General features: G+C 37.8%; 19 protein-coding genes. All 19 read left to right on the top strand.

From position 1 onward, the window contains the following. Nucleotides 1–18 precede the first annotated feature (18 nt). Entirely contained in the window at nt 19–2,067 is a 2,049-nt protein-coding gene (gene recG / locus BTOYO_RS05460; protein WP_001000820.1) for an ATP-dependent DNA helicase RecG, read from the top strand. Nucleotides 2,068–2,155: 88 nt separating this feature from the next. Further along, nucleotides 2,156–2,749 carry a transcription factor FapR gene (gene fapR / locus BTOYO_RS05455; RefSeq protein WP_000747351.1) on the top strand — a complete coding sequence of 198 codons (594 nt, stop codon included), beginning with the start codon at nt 2,156–2,158 and terminating at the stop codon, nt 2,747–2,749. After that, nucleotides 2,746–3,738 carry a phosphate acyltransferase PlsX gene (gene plsX / locus BTOYO_RS05450; protein WP_000684090.1) on the top strand — a complete coding sequence of 331 codons (993 nt, stop codon included), beginning with the start codon at nt 2,746–2,748 and terminating at the stop codon, nt 3,736–3,738. The genes fapR and plsX overlap by 4 nt, the downstream gene beginning before the upstream one ends. Before the next feature lie 14 nt (nt 3,739–3,752). After that, a complete protein-coding gene (fabD, locus tag BTOYO_RS05445) occupies nt 3,753–4,697 on the top strand; it encodes an ACP S-malonyltransferase (protein WP_000515914.1) in 945 nt (314 codons plus the stop codon). Beyond that, a complete protein-coding gene (gene fabG, locus BTOYO_RS05440; protein ID WP_000911780.1) occupies nt 4,697–5,437 on the top strand; it encodes a 3-oxoacyl-[acyl-carrier-protein] reductase in 741 nt (246 codons plus the stop codon). Before fabD ends, fabG begins: the two co-directional genes overlap by 1 nt. Before the next feature lie 69 nt (nt 5,438–5,506). Beyond that, nucleotides 5,507–5,740, top strand: a complete 234-nt coding sequence (acpP, locus tag BTOYO_RS05435; protein WP_000786062.1) for an acyl carrier protein — start codon at nt 5,507–5,509, stop codon at nt 5,738–5,740. A gap of 59 nt (nt 5,741–5,799) precedes the next feature. Further along, nucleotides 5,800–6,537: a ribonuclease III gene (gene rncS / locus BTOYO_RS05430; RefSeq protein ID WP_001146877.1), complete on the top strand. Its 738-nt coding sequence runs from the start codon at nt 5,800–5,802 to the stop codon at nt 6,535–6,537. A gap of 146 nt (nt 6,538–6,683) precedes the next feature. Then, the gene (gene smc, locus BTOYO_RS05425; protein ID WP_000479010.1) at nt 6,684–10,253 is read left to right on the top strand and encodes a chromosome segregation protein SMC; all 3,570 of its coding nucleotides are present in this window, start codon (nt 6,684–6,686) and stop codon (nt 10,251–10,253) included. 14 nt (nt 10,254–10,267) lie between these two features. Next, nucleotides 10,268–11,257, top strand: coding sequence for a signal recognition particle-docking protein FtsY (gene ftsY, locus BTOYO_RS05420; RefSeq protein WP_000007643.1), 990 nt, complete (start codon nt 10,268–10,270; stop codon nt 11,255–11,257). Nucleotides 11,258–11,390: 133 nt separating this feature from the next. Beyond that, complete coding sequence (locus tag BTOYO_RS05415) at nt 11,391–11,723, top strand: putative DNA-binding protein (RefSeq protein ID WP_000891061.1); 333 nt, start codon at nt 11,391–11,393, stop codon at nt 11,721–11,723. A 12-nt stretch (nt 11,724–11,735) separates the two neighbouring features. Beyond that, a complete protein-coding gene (gene ffh, locus BTOYO_RS05410; RefSeq protein WP_000863463.1) occupies nt 11,736–13,085 on the top strand; it encodes a signal recognition particle protein in 1,350 nt (449 codons plus the stop codon). Between the two features lie 101 nt (nt 13,086–13,186). After that, nucleotides 13,187–13,459, top strand: a complete 273-nt coding sequence (gene rpsP / locus BTOYO_RS05405) for a 30S ribosomal protein S16 (RefSeq protein ID WP_000268750.1) — start codon at nt 13,187–13,189, stop codon at nt 13,457–13,459. 14 nt (nt 13,460–13,473) lie between these two features. Further along, entirely contained in the window at nt 13,474–13,701 is a 228-nt protein-coding gene (locus BTOYO_RS05400) for a KH domain-containing protein (protein ID WP_000737399.1), read from the top strand. Between the two features lie 121 nt (nt 13,702–13,822). Continuing rightward, nucleotides 13,823–14,338, top strand: a complete 516-nt coding sequence (gene rimM, locus BTOYO_RS05395) for a ribosome maturation factor RimM (protein ID WP_000170280.1) — start codon at nt 13,823–13,825, stop codon at nt 14,336–14,338. Beyond that, nucleotides 14,338–15,072 (top strand): tRNA (guanosine(37)-N1)-methyltransferase TrmD, encoded by a 735-nt coding sequence (gene trmD, locus BTOYO_RS05390; RefSeq protein ID WP_000686907.1) that lies wholly within the window; start codon nt 14,338–14,340, stop codon nt 15,070–15,072. The genes rimM and trmD overlap by 1 nt, the downstream gene beginning before the upstream one ends. A gap of 146 nt (nt 15,073–15,218) precedes the next feature. Continuing rightward, nucleotides 15,219–15,563 carry a 50S ribosomal protein L19 gene (gene rplS / locus BTOYO_RS05385; protein WP_001186517.1) on the top strand — a complete coding sequence of 115 codons (345 nt, stop codon included), beginning with the start codon at nt 15,219–15,221 and terminating at the stop codon, nt 15,561–15,563. Between the two features lie 101 nt (nt 15,564–15,664). Then, on the top strand, nt 15,665–16,216 hold the full coding sequence (gene lepB / locus BTOYO_RS05380) for a signal peptidase I (protein ID WP_000712442.1): 552 nt from the start codon (nt 15,665–15,667) through the stop codon (nt 16,214–16,216). A 20-nt stretch (nt 16,217–16,236) separates the two neighbouring features. Next, nucleotides 16,237–17,127 carry a ribosome biogenesis GTPase YlqF gene (gene ylqF / locus BTOYO_RS05375; protein ID WP_000236689.1) on the top strand — a complete coding sequence of 297 codons (891 nt, stop codon included), beginning with the start codon at nt 16,237–16,239 and terminating at the stop codon, nt 17,125–17,127. A gap of 56 nt (nt 17,128–17,183) precedes the next feature. Further along, nucleotides 17,184–17,957: a ribonuclease HII gene (locus BTOYO_RS05370; RefSeq protein WP_001171132.1), complete on the top strand. Its 774-nt coding sequence runs from the start codon at nt 17,184–17,186 to the stop codon at nt 17,955–17,957. Nucleotides 17,958–17,963: the final 6 nt, after the last annotated feature.

The following is a 17,963-nucleotide window of genomic DNA, read 5'->3' as shown; positions in this document are numbered from 1 at the left end:
TGACGGAGTGTGAGAATCTTGAATGACGTTGTACAAGTTCCTGTTACAGATGTAAAGGGAATCGGAGGAGAAACATCTGAATTACTACACGAGATGGGAATTTATACAGTTTCTCATCTATTAGAGCATTTTCCGTACCGTTATGAAGATTATGCAATGAAAGATCTTGCTGAAGTAAAGCATGATGAGCGTGTAACAGTTGAAGGGAAAGTTCATAGTGCTCCGTTACTACAATACTATGGTAAGAAAAAATCACGTCTTACAGTTCGTGTTCTCGTCGGTCGTTATTTAATTACGGCTGTATGTTTTAATAGACCTTACTATAAGCAAAAGTTAAATTTGGATGAAACGGTAACGATTACTGGTAAATGGGATCAACATCGTCAAACAATTGCTGTATCAGAGCTTCATTTTGGATCGGTTGTTCGTCAACAAGAAGTAGAGCCTGTATATTCAGTGAAAGGAAAGCTTACAGTAAAACAGATGCGCCGTTTTATTGCACAAGCGCTAAAGGAGTATGGAGATTCTATGGTCGAAGTGCTACCAGATGGTTTGTTAAATCGGTATAAATTATTACCACGTTATGAAGCACTCAGGGCGTTGCATTTTCCGGTAGGGCAAGAAGATTTAAAGCAAGCTCGTCGCCGTTTTGTATATGAGGAGTTTTTCTTATTTCAGCTAAAAATGCAAACACTAAGGAAAATGGAGAGAGAAAATTCAAAAGGTACGAAGAAGGAAATCCCGTCAACAGAATTACAAGAATTTATCGATGCACTTCCGTTTCCGTTAACTGGTGCACAGCACCGGGTTGTAGATGAAATTTTAAAGGATATGACATCTCCTTATCGGATGAACAGGCTGTTGCAAGGTGACGTTGGTTCTGGGAAAACAGTTGTTGCTGCGATTGGTCTCTATGCCGCAAAATTAGCTCATTATCAAGGTGCTTTAATGGTTCCTACAGAAATTTTAGCCGAACAACATTATCAGTCGCTTGCGGAGACGTTTTCTCGTTTCGGTATGACGGTTGAACTGTTAACGAGTTCTGTTAAGGGTGCGAGACGTCGGGAAATTTTGGCGAGATTAGAGCAGGGAGAAGTAGATATCCTTGTTGGGACGCACGCTTTAATTCAAGATGAAGTTATATTTCATAGGTTAGGTCTCGTTATTACCGATGAACAGCATCGATTTGGTGTAGCGCAGCGCCGGGTTTTACGTGAGAAAGGTGAAAGTCCAGATGTATTGTTTATGACGGCAACCCCAATTCCGCGAACGTTAGCTATTACGGCATTTGGAGAGATGGACGTTTCTATTATCGATGAAATGCCAGCTGGTAGAAAGGTAATCGAAACGTATTGGGCAAAACATGATATGTTAGACCGTGTTCTCGGCTTTGTGGAGAAAGAGATAAAAAAAGGAAGACAGGCATATGTTATTTGTCCTCTTATTGAAGAGTCTGAGAAACTTGATGTACAAAATGCTATCGATTTACATAGTATGCTGACTCATCATTATCAAGGTAAGTGCCAAGTTGGATTAATGCATGGGAGACTATCATCTCAAGAAAAAGAAGAGATAATGGGACAGTTTAGTGAAAATAAAGTGCAAATTCTTGTTTCGACAACAGTTGTTGAAGTAGGTGTGAATGTACCAAATGCGACTGTTATGGTTATTTATGACGCGGAGCGTTTCGGTTTATCGCAGCTTCATCAGCTCAGGGGGCGTGTTGGGCGTGGTAGTGAACAATCATATTGCTTATTAATTGCAGACCCGAAATCAGAAACAGGAAAAGAAAGAATGCGTATTATGACTGAAACAAATGATGGATTTGTATTGTCAGAAAAAGATTTAGAGTTACGAGGTCCTGGGGATTTCTTTGGAAGTAAGCAAAGTGGTCTACCAGAATTTAAGGTTGCTGATATGGTACATGATTATCGGGCGTTAGAAACAGCGAGACAAGATGCGGCGATACTAGTTGATTCAGAAGCGTTTTGGCATAATGATCAGTATGCTTCGTTGCGTACTTATCTTGACGGAACAGGTGTGTTCCAGGGAGAGAAGCTCGATTAAAAGTAGTCTGCAAAAGTTTTTGTTGCATTCTACTTTTAATGATTATATACTACTGTTAGTACCTAGTCATAAAAATGGATGGTGCGGTATGAAAAAGAGAAGAAGTAAAAAAGAAAGACAAGAATTATTACAACAAACAATAGAAACGAATCCTTTTATAACGGATGAAGATTTAGCAGAAAAATTTCAAGTGAGCATACAGACTGTTCGTCTGGATCGTATGGAGTTATCTATTCCTGAATTGAGAGAACGAATTAAGCATGTGGCTACAAAACAACATGAAGAAGATGTGAAATCTTTACCGTTAGAAGAGGTTGTCGGAGAAATTATCGATATAGAATTAGATAGACATGCGATATCTATCTTTGAAGTAAAGGTAGAACATGTATTTAAAAGAAATCAAATTGCTCGTGGGCATCATTTGTTTGCGCAAGCAAACTCACTAGCTGTTGCAGTTATTGATGAAGAATTAGCTTTAACTGCAAAGTCTACCATTCGATACATTCGTCCTGTAAAATTAGGAGAACGTGTAGTTGCAAAAGCGCGCGTTGAAGATGTAGAGAATGATAAAGGACGGACGGTTGTCAAAGTGCGTAGCTTTGTTGGAGAAGAACTTGTTTTTACAGGCACTTTTGAAATGTATCGATCTAGTAATAATAGTGAGGAAGGTAACAACTTATGAAAATCGCAATAGATGCAATGGGCGGAGATCACGCTCCAAAGGCTGTAGTATTAGGAGCAATGAAAGCTATTAAGGAATATTCAGATTTACATATTACGTTAGTAGGGAAAGAAGCAGAAATCCGTCAATACTTAACGAGTGAAGAGCGAATTACTATCCTTCATACAGACGAAAAAATTGAATCGACAGATGAGCCAGTAAGGGCGGTTCGTCGAAAAAAACAAGCTTCAATGGTACTAGCAGCGCAGCAAGTGAAAGATGGTATTGCAGATGCTTGTATATCAGCAGGTAGTACAGGGGCTTTAATGGCAGCAGGATTATTTGTTGTCGGTCGTATGGAAGGAATTGAACGACCAGCTTTATCACCGACAATGCCAACTGTTGATGGAGAAGGTTTTGTTATGTTAGATGTTGGAGCAAACGTTGATGCAAAACCAGTTCATTTATATCAATATGCAGTGATGGGTTCTGTTTACGCAGAGAAGGTAAGAGGAATTAAAAACCCTCGTGTTGGACTTTTAAATGTTGGAACAGAGGATGGAAAAGGAAACGAGCTTTCAAAACAGGTCTTTGCTATGCTCAAAGATGCACCAATTAATTTTGTTGGAAACGTTGAATCAAGAGATTTATTGCAAGGTGTAGCAGATGTTGTTGTGTGTGATGGTTTTACAGGGAACGTAGCTCTAAAATCACTAGAAGGAACCGCGCTTGCGCTATTCTCTATGTTAAAAGAGCAATTAATGAGTTCGTTTACGAGCAAATTAGCAGCAGCGGTATTAAAACCAAAACTTATGGTATTAAAAGATAAAATGGATTATTCGGAGTATGGAGGAGCGGCATTGTTTGGATTGAAAGCTCCTGTCATTAAGGCTCACGGTTCTTCAAATGACCAATCGATATTTAGTGCGATTCGTCAAACGAGAGAAATGGTAGCGAAAGAAGTAATTCCTACAATTTCAAGTGTAATGGAGAAGGAGCCGCTTCAATAAGAGGAGGATTTGAAATGGGAAAAATAGCATTTCTTTTTCCGGGCCAAGGTTCACAGGCAGTTGGAATGGGTAGACAGTTAGCGGAGAATAATAACGAGGTTGCGAAAGTGTTTGCGAAAGCAGATGAGGTGTTGCACGATTCACTTTCAGAGGTGATTTTTGAAGGGCCGCAGGAAAAGCTTACATTAACGACAAATGCACAACCTGCATTATTAACAACGAGTTTTGCTATTTTGACAGCTTTGAAAGAGTATGACATTACACCTGATTTTGTAGCAGGACATAGTTTAGGTGAATATAGCGCTCTTGTGGCAGCTGGTGCTATAACTTTTGAAGATGCTGTATATGCTGTAAGAAAACGTGGCGAATATATGGAAGAAGCCGTTCCTGGTGGGGAAGGGGCAATGGCAGCTATTTTAGGTGCTGATCCAGATATGCTGAAACGAGTTACAGAAGAAGTAACAAGTGAAGGGTATGCAGTACAGATTGCAAACATGAATAGTACGAAGCAAATTGTAATTTCTGGAACAATTCAAGGGGTAGAACTTGCTTCTCAAAGAGCGAAAGAAAATGGTGCTAAAAGAGCAATTTCGCTTAAAGTAAGTGGACCATTTCATTCCTCTCTTATGAAGCCAGCTGCTGAGAAGTTTCAAAGTGTGTTAGATGAAATTACAATTCAGGATACGAATATTCCTGTTATAGCAAATGTTACAGCAGATGTTATTACACGTGGTGCAGATATTCAAGAGAAGCTAATTGAACAACTGTATTCACCTGTATTATGGTACCCATCTATTGAAACTATGGTGAAACAAGGTGTGGATATATTTATTGAAATTGGACCTGGAAAAGTACTTGCTGGGCTTATGAAGTCGATTGATTCATCAGTGAAAGCATATGCCATATATGATGAAGCGACATTAAAAGATACCATTTCAAATTTGAGAGGAGAAAACTGATGTTAAAAGGGAAAGTAGCATTAGTAACTGGTGCTTCACGTGGAATTGGTCGCGCGATTGCAATCGATTTAGCGAAACAAGGGGCAAATGTAGTAGTAAATTATGCTGGTAATGAACAAAAGGCGAATGAAGTAGTAGATGAAATCAAGAAATTAGGTTCAGATGCAATTGCGGTAAGAGCAGATGTTGCAAATGCTGAAGATGTTACAAATATGGTGAAACAAACAGTAGATACATTTGGACAAGTCGATATTCTTGTAAATAACGCTGGCGTAACAAAAGATAATTTATTAATGCGTATGAAAGAAGAAGAATGGGATACAGTTATTAATACAAACTTAAAAGGTGTATTCTTATGTACAAAAGCAGTATCTCGTTATATGATGCGCCAACGTCATGGTAGAATAATAAATATTGCTTCTGTTGTTGGTGTTGTAGGAAATCCAGGGCAGGCTAATTATGTTGCTGCTAAAGCTGGTGTAATTGGATTAACAAAAACATCAGCAAAAGAATTAGCAAGTCGAAATATAACTGTTAATGCAATTGCTCCTGGATTTATTGCAACTGATATGACGGACGTATTAGATGAAAATATAAAAGGTGAAATGTTAAAAGTTATTCCGGCTGCACAGTTTGGTGAAGCGCAAGATATCGCGAATGCTGTAACGTTTTTTGCTTCGGATCAAAGCAAATATGTTACAGGACAAACGTTAAATGTTGATGGCGGAATGGTAATGTAATAAAAGAATCGATTTCATCTAGTTTTTTTGGACAATATTTAATATAATATTTGAGGGGAGGTGAATGGAATGGCAGATGTTTTAGAGCGTGTAACAAAAATCATCGTTGATCGTTTAGGTGTAGAAGAAACTGAAGTAGTACCAGCTGCAAGCTTTAAAGAAGATTTAGGCGCAGACTCCCTAGATGTAGTAGAACTTGTAATGCAATTAGAAGATGAATTCGAAATGGAAATTTCTGATGAAGATGCTGAAAAGATTGCTACTGTTGGCGATGCTGTGACTTACATAGAGAGTCATCTATAATGCTTAAGTGAAGTCCCGTTATTTAGCGGGGCTTTCTCGGCTTATATCTGGAGGGACCTATGCCGTACCGAAAATATAGAGAAAAAAAATACGAAACAAAATATCGTGAAGCGTTTAAAGTGTTTCAAGAAAAGATAGGTATTACGTTTACAGATGAAAAATTATTGACTCAAGCATTTACGCATTCATCGTATGTGAATGAGCATCGAAAAAAACCGCATGAAGACAATGAGCGTCTCGAATTTCTTGGAGATGCAGTATTGGAACTTACTGTATCGCAGTATCTGTTTCAAAAATATCCGACAATGAGCGAAGGAGAGTTAACAAAACTACGTGCAGCTATTGTATGTGAGCCATCTCTTGTTCGTTTTGCAAATGAGCTGTCATTTGGAAGCCTTGTTTTATTAGGGAAAGGTGAAGAAATGACAGGTGGACGTGAACGACCAGCTTTATTAGCGGATGTCTTTGAAGCGTTTATTGGTGCCCTTTATCTTGATCAAGGGCTAGAAACAGTTTGGGGATTCTTAAAAGAAATTGTGTATCCGAAAATTAATGAAGGTGCTTTTTCTCATGTGATGGATTATAAGAGTCAATTGCAAGAATTGATCCAGCGTGATGGTAGTGGCAACATTGAGTATCAAATTTTGCAAGAAAAAGGACCAGCCCATAATCGAGAATTTGTGTCACGTGTTACATTAAATAATGTAGCGTTAGGTCTTGGTAGTGGTAAGTCGAAAAAAGAAGCAGAGCAACAAGCTGCTGCAGAAGCATTGAAAAAATTAAAAGAACAACTATAAGGAATCCCCCTTTGAATAGGGGGATTCCTTATGCATAGAATGAAACTTTTCTTTTGTAGATAAATGAAAGGAAAGTAAATCCGTATTATAGCTTGGTTTCGTACAGACAACGTATATAACAACGGAGAATAGGAGGAAGACCTTTCGTGTTTTTAAAAAGATTAGAAATAGCAGGATTTAAATCTTTTGCTGAGCGTGTATCTGTCGATTTTGTTCCAGGTGTTACGTCTGTAGTAGGGCCTAATGGGAGCGGGAAAAGTAATATTACTGATGCAATTCGCTGGGTACTTGGTGAACAATCTGCAAAATCATTACGTGGTGCAAAGATGGAGGATGTTATTTTTGCCGGTAGTGAAACGAGGAGAGCGGTTAATGTAGCTGAAGTAACATTAACTTTAAATAATGAAGATCAACGTTTACCGATTGAATATAACGAGGTGAGTGTAACGCGCCGTGTATCTCGTTCAGGTGATAGTGACTTTTATATAAATAAACAATCTTGTAGATTGAAAGACATTATCGATTTATTTATGGACTCTGGCATGGGAAGAGAAGCCTTTTCAATTATTAGTCAGGGGAAAGTGGAAGAGATTTTAAGTAGTAAATCAGAAGAACGTCGCGGTGTATTTGAAGAAGCGGCAGGTGTGCTGAAATACAAACTTCGCAAAAAGAAAGCTGAAGGGAAATTAGCGGATACACAAGAAAACTTAAATCGTGTACAAGATATTATTCATGAATTGAGTATTCAAGTAGAACCGTTAGAGAGACAAGCTTCTATTGCGAAAGATTATCTCGAGAAAAAAGAAGAGTTAGAGAAAGTAGAAGCTGCGCTTATTGTACATGAAATTGAAGAATTGCATGAGAAATGGGAAGCGCTTCGAAGTCAGTTTGGGCATAATAAAAACGAAGAAGCTAAAATGTCAACGCATTTACAAAAAAGTGAAGAAGAGCTTGAGGAGTTACGTGGACAATTACAAGCGGTAGATGAGTCTGTAGATTCCTTGCAAGAAGTTCTTCTTCTTTCTAGCAAAGAGCTAGAAAAATTAGAAGGACAACGTGAGCTGTTAAAAGAGAGGAAGCAAAATGCTACGACGCATTGTGCACAACTTGAACAGTTAATTGTTGAATTGACAGAAAAAGCTAAAAGTTATGATGGTGAAATTGAATCAAGTACAGAAGTGTTAATGCAATTTGTAGATCAAGTAAAAGAATTGGAGAGAAATTTGCTTGATAATGAACAACTGCTTGCAACTTTTGCGGATAATTTAGAGGAACAGATTGAGAATTTAAAAGGGGATTATATTGAACTTTTAAATCAACAAGCTAGTCAGCGTAATGAATTATCTATGATTGAAGAACAGTCTAAACAGCAAAACTCTAAAAATGAACGTCTTGATGAAGAGAATGCGAAATATGTAGAAATGCGTATGGAAATCACAGCGAAAAAGACGAAACTTGTTGAAAGTTATGAACAAGTGAAAGAAAAAATAGCTGGTATCATTTCGAACATACAGAAAACAGAAGCGGCGCTCGGGAAATGTAAGGCGCAGTATAGTGAAAATGAAACAAAACTGTATCAAGCATATCAATTTGTACAACAGGCGCGCTCACGAAAAGAAATGCTAGAAGAGATGCAAGAGGACTATTCTGGTTTCTACCAAGGTGTACGTGAAGTATTGAAAGCTAGAGAAAATAGGTTGCAAGGTATCGAGGGTGCTGTTGCGGAACTGTTAACGGTACCGAAAGAATATGAAGTTGCAATGGAAATTGCTCTAGGTGCAGCAATGCAGCATATCGTTGTACAAACAGAGGAACATGCTCGTAATGCAATTGCATTTTTAAAGCAGAATAAACATGGACGTGCAACGTTTTTACCGCAAGCTGTTATTAAAAGTAGATCGTTATCATTTGAACAGTTACGTGTTGTGAATCAACATCCATCGTTTGTAGGAGTAGCGGCAGAACTTGTGCAGTACAATAATAAATACGAGAATGTCGTTTCGAGCCTATTAGGTACAGTTGTTGTTGCGAAAGATTTACGCGGTGCAAATGAATTAGCGAAACAATTACAATATCGCTATCGTATTGTAACACTTGAAGGTGACGTAGTGAATCCTGGGGGTTCAATGACTGGTGGAGCTGTAAAACAGGCGAAATCTTCTTTATTAGGACGTCAGCGTGAACTTGAAGAATGGACTAAAAAGCTCACTGATATGGAAGAAAAAACAACGAAGCTAGAAAACTTTGTTAAAGCAGTAAAGCAAGAGATTCAAGAAAAAGAAGTACAAATACGCGAACTACGCCAAGGTGTAGAAACTGAGCGTGCAGATGAACAAAAATTAAGAGAAGAAATTAATCAATTAGAATTAGAAGAACATCGAATTAATGATCGCTTATCTATATACGACTTAGAGATAGAAGGATTTTTACAAGATCAAGTGAAAATGCAAGGACGTAAAGGAGAGTTAGAAAAGATTTTAGCAACTCTTCAAGCAGAGATTTCGGAATTAGATAGCAAAATCGTCGCGTTAACGAAACAAAAAAGTGAGCAACATTCTTCAAAAGAAAAAGTTCAGAAGGAAATGACTGAGCTGAAAGTACAAGCGGCTGAACAACAACAACGTTTGTCTAATCAAAAAGAAAAAGTTGAACGATTAACGAAGGAAAAAGAAGAAACTGATACAACACTTGTAAAAACAAAAGAAGATTTAGCATTCTTAAAGCAAGAAATGACATCTAATTCAAGTGGTGAAGAACAAATTACGAATATGATTGAGAAAAAAGCATATGATCGTAATCAAACTTCAGAATTAATTCGCTCTCGCCGTGAACAACGTGTATCATTACAAGAGAGAGTGGAGCATTTAGAACGTAATGTGAAGGAAACGTTAGGCAAGCATAAATATATTCTTGAGTTGTTGAAAGATCAAGAAGTGAAAATTAACCGACTTGATGTTGAGTTGGAAAATAGATTGCAACATTTACGTGAAACATATACGATTTCATTTGAAGCAGCAAAACTGAAGTATACAATGATGATGCCTGCAGAAGATGCGCGTAAAAAGGTGAAATTAATAAAACTATCCATAGAAGAGTTAGGTACAGTAAACTTGGGTGCAATTGATGAATACGAGCGAGTAGCGGAACGTCATACGTTCTTACTAGAGCAACGAGATGATTTAGAAGAAGCGAAAGCGACATTGCACCAACTTATTACTGAGATGGATGAAGAAATGAAAAAACGTTTTTCCACTACTTTTGAAGGGATTCGAACGGAGTTTCAATCTGTATTTACTGAATTATTCGGAGGCGGTAGAGCGGATTTAGTAATGACGGATCCTGGAGACATATTAAATACTGGTATTGATATTGTTGCACAACCACCAGGAAAGAAATTGCAGAACTTAGGTTTACTGTCAGGTGGAGAACGTGCTTTAACGGCAATAGCGCTTTTATTTGGTATTTTAAAAGTACGCCCAGTACCATTCTGTGTACTAGACGAAGTAGAAGCGGCTCTAGACGAAGCGAATGTTGCTCGTTTTGCGCAATATTTAAAGAAATTTAGTGATGAGACGCAGTTTATTGTAATTACACACAGGAAAGGTACAATGGAAGAGTCTGATGTATTGTATGGTGTAACGATGCAAGAATCAGGTGTATCTAAGCTTGTTTCTGTTCGTTTAGATGACGGGGAAGAACTTGTGGCGAGTAAATAGGAAGGATGGGAAGCATGAGCTTTTTTAAAAAACTTAAAGAAAAAATTTCAAAACAAACCGATACAGTAACAGAGAAATTTAAACACGGATTGGAAAAAACGAGAAATTCATTTGCGGATAAAGTAAATGATTTAGTCTATCGTTACCGTAAAGTGGATGAAGATTTCTTTGAAGAGTTAGAAGAGATTTTAATCGGCGCAGACGTAGGGGTTTCGACTGTAATGGAATTAATTGATCAGTTGAAAGAAGAAGTGCAGCGCCGAAATATTCAGGACCCAAAAGAAGTACAAGCTGTTATTTCGGAAAAGTTAGTTGGCATTTATAAAGGTGACAGCGACTTTAGTAATGAAATCAATATGCAAGAAGATCAATTAACAGTTGTTTTATTTGTAGGTGTTAACGGTGTAGGGAAAACGACGACAATTGGTAAACTGGCACATAGATTTAAATCAGAAGGTAAGTCAGTCCTATTGGCAGCAGGAGATACGTTCCGTGCTGGCGCGATTGAACAATTAGAAGTATGGGGCGATCGCGTTGGTGTAGAAGTCATTAAACAAGGGTCTGGTTCTGACCCTGCAGCGGTAATGTATGACGCTGTACAAGCTGCAAAAGCGCGTAAAGTAGATGTATTACTATGTGATACAGCAGGACGTTTGCAAAATAAGGTGAACTTAATGAAAGAGTTAGAGAAAGTGAAGCGTGTAATTGAGCGTGAAGTACCAGGAGCTCCTCATGAAGTGTTACTAGTTATTGATGCAACAACAGGTCAAAACGGTTTAAGTCAAGCGAAAACATTCCGTGAAGCAACGAATGTTACTGGTATTGTTTTAACGAAGTTAGATGGAACTGCTAAAGGTGGTATCGTATTAGCAATTCGTAACGAAATGGATGTACCGGTGAAATTTGTTGGCTTAGGAGAGCAAATGGATGATCTGCAGCAGTTTGATCCAGAACAATATGTGTATGGTTTATTTGCAAATTTAGTGGAAACAGAAGAAGTATAAATGAAAGAAGCGGTATTACCGCTTCTTTTTCTATAAAAAATAAGTGATGTTAAGAAAAAAACTTGACACTCTTTTATACTCCATGTAAACTAATTGATGTAAAGGGAAATCACTTAACAAAGGATGATCCAACATGCTCGAGAAAACAACGAGAATGAACTATTTATTTGATTTTTATCAATCGTTGTTAACGCAAAAACAAAGAAGTTATATGTCGCTTTATTATCTAGATGATTTATCTCTTGGTGAAATTGCGGAAGAATTTGATGTAAGTCGCCAAGCCGTGTATGATAACATTAAACGGACTGAAGCGATGCTTGAAGAATATGAAGATAAATTAGTATTACTTCAAAAGTTTCAAGAGCGACAGCGACTTGTTGCAAAGCTAAAACAGCTAATCAGCGAAGAAGAGCATGTGAATGAAGAAATGAAACAAGTTGTTGAAGCTATCGAAAAATTAGATTAGGAGGGCGGCAATATGGCATTTGAAGGATTAGCCGACCGACTTCAACAGACAATGCAAAAAATCCGCGGCAAAGGAAAAGTTTCTGAAGCCGATGTGAAAGAAATGATGAGAGAAGTTCGTCTAGCTCTTTTAGAAGCGGATGTTAACTTTAAAGTAGTAAAAGATTTTGTAAAGCGTGTGTCTGAGCGTGCTGTCGGACAAGATGTAATGAAAAGTTTGACACCTGGACAACAAGTAATTAAAGTTGTACAGGAAGAACTTACAGAACTTATGGGCGGAGAGCAAAGCAAAATTGCTGTTGCTAATAAGCCACCGACTGTTATAATGATGGTTGGTCTGCAAGGTGCGGGTAAAACGACGACAACAGGTAAGCTTGCGAATTTGCTTCGTAAAAAGCATAATCGTAAACCGATGCTTGTTGCAGCGGATATTTACCGTCCAGCAGCGATTAAACAGCTTGAAACATTAGGGAAGCAATTGGACATGCCTGTTTTCTCTTTAGGAGATCAAGTAAGTCCTGTTGAAATTGCGAAACAAGCGATTGCAAAGGCAAAAGAAGATCATCACGATTATGTTTTAATCGATACAGCAGGTCGCCTGCATATTGATGAAGAACTAATGGATGAATTAGCGAAAGTGAAAGAAGTTGCGAATCCGGATGAAATTTTCCTTGTTGTCGATGCGATGACAGGACAAGACGCGGTAAATGTTGCACAAAGTTTCCATGATCAGTTAGGGTTAACGGGTGTTGTATTAACGAAACTAGATGGTGATACGCGCGGTGGTGCGGCATTATCTATTAAGGCTGTAACAAATACACCAATTAAATTTGCTGGTATGGGTGAAAAACTAGATGCGATTGAAGCGTTCCATCCAGAACGTATGGCATCCCGCATTTTAGGGATGGGCGACGTCTTAACATTAATTGAAAAAGCGCAAGCTACAGTTGATGAAGAGAAAGCAAAAGAACTTGAGCAAAAAATGCGTACGCTTTCGTTTACACTTGACGATTTCCTAGAACAACTTGGACAAGTGCGTCAACTTGGACCACTTGACGAATTGTTAGGGATGCTTCCTGGTGCAAATAAAATTAAAGGGCTGAAAAATGCGCAAGTTGATGAAAAGCAAATTGGGCATATTGAGGCAATTATTCGTTCTATGACTAAATTAGAACGTGAACAACCGGAAATAATTAACGCTAGTCGAAAAAAACGCATTGCCAAAGGTAGCGGTACAACCGTACAAGAAATCAATCGTCTAATCAAGCAATTCGATGATATGAAGAAAATGATGAAAACGATGACTGGAATGCAAAAAGGTAAGAAAAAAGGACTAGGTGGAATGAAGTTTCCATTCATGTAAGAAAAAAAGATGGCTCTGTTAAGAAAAAATACTTTACAAAGCAATAGTCTTTTTGCTAATATAATTATCTGTGTGAAATAAATTCGGAGGTGCTTTATAAAATGGCAGTTAAAATTCGTTTAAAACGTATGGGAGCTAAAAAAACTCCTTTCTATCGTGTAGTTGTTGCAGATTCTCGTTCTCCTCGTGACGGACGTTTCATTGAGGAAATCGGTACTTATAATCCGGTTGCTCAACCAGCTGAAGTTAAGATCAACGAAGAAGCAGCATTAAAATGGTTAGGAAACGGTGCTAAACCATCTGATACAGTTCGTAACTTATTCTCTAACCAAGGTATCATGGAGAAATTCCACTTATCTAAACAAGGTAAGTAATTGAGGCAATGACTATGAAGAAGTTAGTCGAGACGATTGTCAAGCCTCTTGTCGATCATCCTGAAGATGTAAAAGTTACACAGGAACTTTACAACGGAGAGATAAAGTATCGATTAACTGTACATCCTGAGGATGTTGGAAAAGTCATTGGTAAGCAAGGGAGAGTTGCGAAAGCGATTCGAATGCTCTTGTATTCAGTGGGACATCATAATGATGAAAAAGTAACACTGGAAATTCAATAAACGTAAAAAGGGCGAGGAGTTATATCCTCTCCCTTTTTTAACATTTAAAGAGAAGTTGCATGTTCCATATGTGAAATGGAGATGCTTAATTTATATAGAAACCAGGGGTGACATACTATTTATGACAAAATGGTTTAATGTAGGGAAAATTGTAAATACTCATGGCGTAAGAGGAGAAATTCGTGTTATTTCTCGTACTGATTTTCCGGAAGAGCGATATAAAGTAGGAAACACTCTATACATATCGAATGAGAAAAGTACAGACTTCCTTCCGGTGAAGGTAACTTCTCATCGTCAACATAAGACATTTGATTTATTAACATTTGAAGGATACAACAATGTAGATGAAGCAGAAAAGTTTAAAGGTTCTTTAATAAAAGTACCAGAAGAGCAGTTAGGCGAACTTGCTGAAGGTGAATACTACTACCATGAAATTATTGGTTGTAGTGTTGTAACGGAAGAAGGAGAAGCGTTAGGAACGATTAAAGAGATTCTATCTCCTGGTGCAAATGATGTTTGGGTAATTAAACGTCCAAAGGGCCAAGATCTTTTAATTCCTTACATTGATGATGTTGTACTTCAAGTTAATATTGAAAATAAATTAGTAACCATTCATGTAATGGAAGGGCTACTATAATGAAAATTGATATTTTAACGTTGTTTCCAGACATGTTTACCGGTGTATTTGGGTCTTCCATCTTAAAGAAGGCGCAAGAAAAAGAAGCGGTAAGCCTTCGTGTTGTTAACTTTCGTGATTATACAACGAGTAAGCATAATAGTGTAGACGATTACCCTTACGGCGGAGGTGCTGGTATGGTGCTTACTCCTCAGCCTATTTTTGATGCGGTGGAAGATTTAACGAAAGAAACAGAGCGTAAGCCGAGAGTTGTCTTAATGTGTCCGCAAGGGGAAAGATTTACTCAGAAGAAAGCGGAAGAGCTTGCAGAGGAAGAACATTTAATCTTTGTATGTGGGCATTATGAAGGGTATGATGAACGGATTCGTGAGCATCTCGTAACTGATGAGATTTCTATTGGTGACTACGTATTAACAGGTGGAGAATTAGCCTCTATGGTTATTACTGATAGTGTAGTACGTCTCCTGCCAGGAGTACTAGGAAATCATGCTTCACAAGTGGAAGATTCGTTTAGTACAGGGTTATTGGAACATCCACATTATACACGTCCTGCTGATTTTCGTGGTATGAAGGTACCAGATGTTTTAATGTCAGGAAATCATAAAAATATTGATGAATGGCGCCATAAAGAATCTTTGCGTCGTACGTACACACGTAGACCGGATTTATTGGAAGAAAGAGAATTATCTAAGCAAGAAAAGAAATGGTTGGAACAGATTAAAGAAGAACAATAAGGGCTTCATATATTTTCTATTGCAACAGTCCTAGCAATATGCTATTATAACATTTGTGCTACTGAAATCAGTAGCCGTATTAACGATGTTCCGCTGTAATTTAATAAGACTTTATAAGAGCATCTGTTTAAAGGAGAGAATTTAATATGCAACAATTAATCGCAGAAATTACAAAAGGCCAATTAAAAACTGACCTTCCTTCATTCCGTCCTGGAGACACTTTACGTGTACACGTAAAAGTAGTTGAGGGAACTCGTGAAAGAATTCAGCTTTTCGAAGGTGTTGTAATCAAACGTCGTGGTGGCGGAATCAGTGAAACATTCACAGTTCGTAAGATTTCTTACGGTGTAGGTGTTGAGCGTACATTCCCAGTTCACACGCCAAGAATCGCGAACATCGAAGTACTTCGCCGTGGTAAAGTACGTCGTGCTAAGTTATACTACTTACGTAACCTTCGCGGTAAAAAAGCACGTATTAAAGAAATTCGATAAGACATGTATGGGAGCTTGTAAATGCGCAAGCTCCCTTTTTCCAATCTATATAAAATTTTGGTATAATACGAGCAGCTTACATAACCGTGGAGGGGAAATACATGAAAAAAGAGACGAGTTCACTTTGGGAATGGATCAAAGCAATTTTGATTGCTGTTGTATTAGCTGGTGTTATTAGACAGTTTTTCTTTGCACCAATTCTCGTAGATGGGGTATCAATGGCGCCAACTTTACATGATCGAGATCGAATGATTGTAAATAAAATTGGTTATCACATAGGAGACCCAAAACGCTTCGATATTATCGTATTCCGCGCAACGGAAGATAAAGATTATATTAAGCGTATTATTGGCCTGCCAGGCGATGAAATAGAGTATCGGAATGACAAACTATATGTTAACGGAAAGGTTTATGAGGAGCCGTATTTAGATAAGCAGAAAAAACAGCTTGCTGATGGACCGCTTACATATGATTTTACTCTTGAAGAAATGACGGGAAAGAAAACTGTTCCAAAAGATCAATTATTTGTTTTAGGGGATAATCGTCGTTTTAGTAAAGATAGCCGTTCGATTGGTACGATTTCAATGGATCAAGTACTTGGTAAAGCCAATATGCTATATTGGCCGTTAAAAGATGCACGTATTGTGAAATAAATGAAAAAGAAGGTGGCAACATGGTAATTCAATGGTTTCCAGGGCATATGGCTAAGGCTAGACGCCAAGTAACAGAAAAATTAAAATTAATTGATGTTGTAATTGAACTTGTAGATGCTCGATTACCATTATCATCTCGAAACCCGATGATTGATGAGATTATTACACATAAGCCAAGGCTTGTTGTTTTAAATAAAGCGGATATGGCAGATGATCGTCTAACGAAAGAATGGATTGCATATTTTAAAGAAAAAGGGCATATGGCAATTTCAATTAATGCGCAAGCTGGACAAGGTATGAAGGAAATTACTGCGGCTTGTAAAGTGCTTGTTAAAGAGAAGTTTGATAAGATGGTTGCGAAAGGGATTAGACCGAGAGCAATTCGTGCTTTAATTGTCGGTATACCGAATGTTGGTAAATCTACGTTAATTAATAAATTGGCGAAGAAAAACATTGCTAAAACAGGAGATCGTCCAGGTGTGACAACAGCTCAACAATGGATTAAAGTTGGGAAAGAAATGGAACTGTTAGATACACCAGGTATTTTGTGGCCTAAATTTGAAGATCAATTAGTGGGTCTTCGTTTAGCGACAACGGGTGCAATTAAAGATTCAATTTTAAATTTACAAGATGTAGCTGTTTATGCATTACGTTTTATGGAGAAACACTATCCAGAACGTTTAAAAGAGCGATATAATTTAGATGAAATTCCAGAAGATATTGTAGAGTTATTTGATGCAATTGGAAAATACAGAGGCTGTTTAATGGGCGGCGGAATGATTGATTATGATAAAACATCTGAACTGGTACTTCGTGAACTTCGCGGTGGAAAACTTGGTAAAATGACGTTTGAAACACCAGAAGAGTTTGTGGAGCAAGTAGAAGAGGTAGAGAAAATAGAAGAAGTATAAGACGTGCGTTTGTACGTCTTTTCTTTTTGTATACGTTTATAAAGGAGTGTACTTATATGCAAAAAATGACAATACAAGAAGCGGAGAATTTACTGCAAGAAATTATGAGTGAAGAAGATGATCGCTTTCAAATGTTAATGAAAGATGAACGAAAGGGCATTCAAAAACTTATTTTGAAGTGGTACAAACAAAAAGAGTTAGCACAAAAGGAAAAAGAAAAATTTCTAGAAATGTCTAAGTATGAAAATGCGTTACGTGAAAAAGGAATCACATATATTGCTGGCATTGATGAAGTAGGGCGTGGACCATTAGCTGGGCCCGTTGTGACGGCAGCTGTCGTTCTTCCAGATGATTTTTATATTCCAGGGTTAGATGACTCAAAAAAGCTGAGTGAAGCGAAGCGAGAGCGTTTTTATGATGAAATAAAAGCACAAGCAATTGCGATTGGAGTTGGAATTGTATCACCGCAAGTCATAGATGAGATAAATATTTATCAAGCGACGAAACAAGCGATGTTAGATGCTGTTGCGAATTTATCTTGTACACCACAATATTTATTAATTGATGCGATGAAGCTTCCTACATCAATTCCACAAACATCCATTATTAAAGGTGATGCGAAAAGTGTTTCTATTTCAGCTGCATCTATTATTGCGAAGGTGACGAGAGATCGTATGATGAAAGAGCTTGGGGAAAAGTATCCTGCATATGGATTTGGACAACATATGGGGTATGGAACGAAACAGCATTTAGAAGCGATTGAAGCGCATGGAGTATTAGAGGAACACCGGAAATCATTTGCGCCAATTAAAGATATGATTCAAAAATAAGCTGTG

Source organism: Bacillus toyonensis BCT-7112 (genome assembly GCF_000496285.1).
Taxonomy (GTDB): Bacteria; Bacillota; Bacilli; order Bacillales; family Bacillaceae_G; genus Bacillus_A; species Bacillus_A toyonensis.
Note: the sequence above shows the minus strand (reverse complement) of the source record. Positions and strands in the feature narration are given on the sequence as shown.

What these genes read in the sequence shown, in the direction of transcription:
- fapR (WP_000747351.1), top strand. Translation starts at nt 2,156, where the DNA reads ATGAAAAAGAGAAGAAGTAAAAAAGAAAGACAAGAATTATTACAACAA.
- plsX (WP_000684090.1), top strand. Translation starts at nt 2,746, where the DNA reads ATGAAAATCGCAATAGATGCAATGGGCGGAGATCACGCTCCAAAGGCT.
- fabD (WP_000515914.1), top strand. Translation starts at nt 3,753, where the DNA reads ATGGGAAAAATAGCATTTCTTTTTCCGGGCCAAGGTTCACAGGCAGTT.
- fabG (WP_000911780.1), top strand. Translation starts at nt 4,697, where the DNA reads ATGTTAAAAGGGAAAGTAGCATTAGTAACTGGTGCTTCACGTGGAATT.
- acpP (WP_000786062.1), top strand. Translation starts at nt 5,507, where the DNA reads ATGGCAGATGTTTTAGAGCGTGTAACAAAAATCATCGTTGATCGTTTA.
- rncS (WP_001146877.1), top strand. Translation starts at nt 5,800, where the DNA reads ATGCCGTACCGAAAATATAGAGAAAAAAAATACGAAACAAAATATCGT.
- ftsY (WP_000007643.1), top strand. Translation starts at nt 10,268, where the DNA reads ATGAGCTTTTTTAAAAAACTTAAAGAAAAAATTTCAAAACAAACCGAT.
- BTOYO_RS05415 (WP_000891061.1), top strand. Translation starts at nt 11,391, where the DNA reads ATGCTCGAGAAAACAACGAGAATGAACTATTTATTTGATTTTTATCAA.
- ffh (WP_000863463.1), top strand. Translation starts at nt 11,736, where the DNA reads ATGGCATTTGAAGGATTAGCCGACCGACTTCAACAGACAATGCAAAAA.
- rpsP (WP_000268750.1), top strand. Translation starts at nt 13,187, where the DNA reads ATGGCAGTTAAAATTCGTTTAAAACGTATGGGAGCTAAAAAAACTCCT.
- BTOYO_RS05400 (WP_000737399.1), top strand. Translation starts at nt 13,474, where the DNA reads ATGAAGAAGTTAGTCGAGACGATTGTCAAGCCTCTTGTCGATCATCCT.
- rimM (WP_000170280.1), top strand. Translation starts at nt 13,823, where the DNA reads ATGACAAAATGGTTTAATGTAGGGAAAATTGTAAATACTCATGGCGTA.
- trmD (WP_000686907.1), top strand. Translation starts at nt 14,338, where the DNA reads ATGAAAATTGATATTTTAACGTTGTTTCCAGACATGTTTACCGGTGTA.
- rplS (WP_001186517.1), top strand. Translation starts at nt 15,219, where the DNA reads ATGCAACAATTAATCGCAGAAATTACAAAAGGCCAATTAAAAACTGAC.
- lepB (WP_000712442.1), top strand. Translation starts at nt 15,665, where the DNA reads ATGAAAAAAGAGACGAGTTCACTTTGGGAATGGATCAAAGCAATTTTG.
- ylqF (WP_000236689.1), top strand. Translation starts at nt 16,237, where the DNA reads ATGGTAATTCAATGGTTTCCAGGGCATATGGCTAAGGCTAGACGCCAA.
- BTOYO_RS05370 (WP_001171132.1), top strand. Translation starts at nt 17,184, where the DNA reads ATGCAAAAAATGACAATACAAGAAGCGGAGAATTTACTGCAAGAAATT.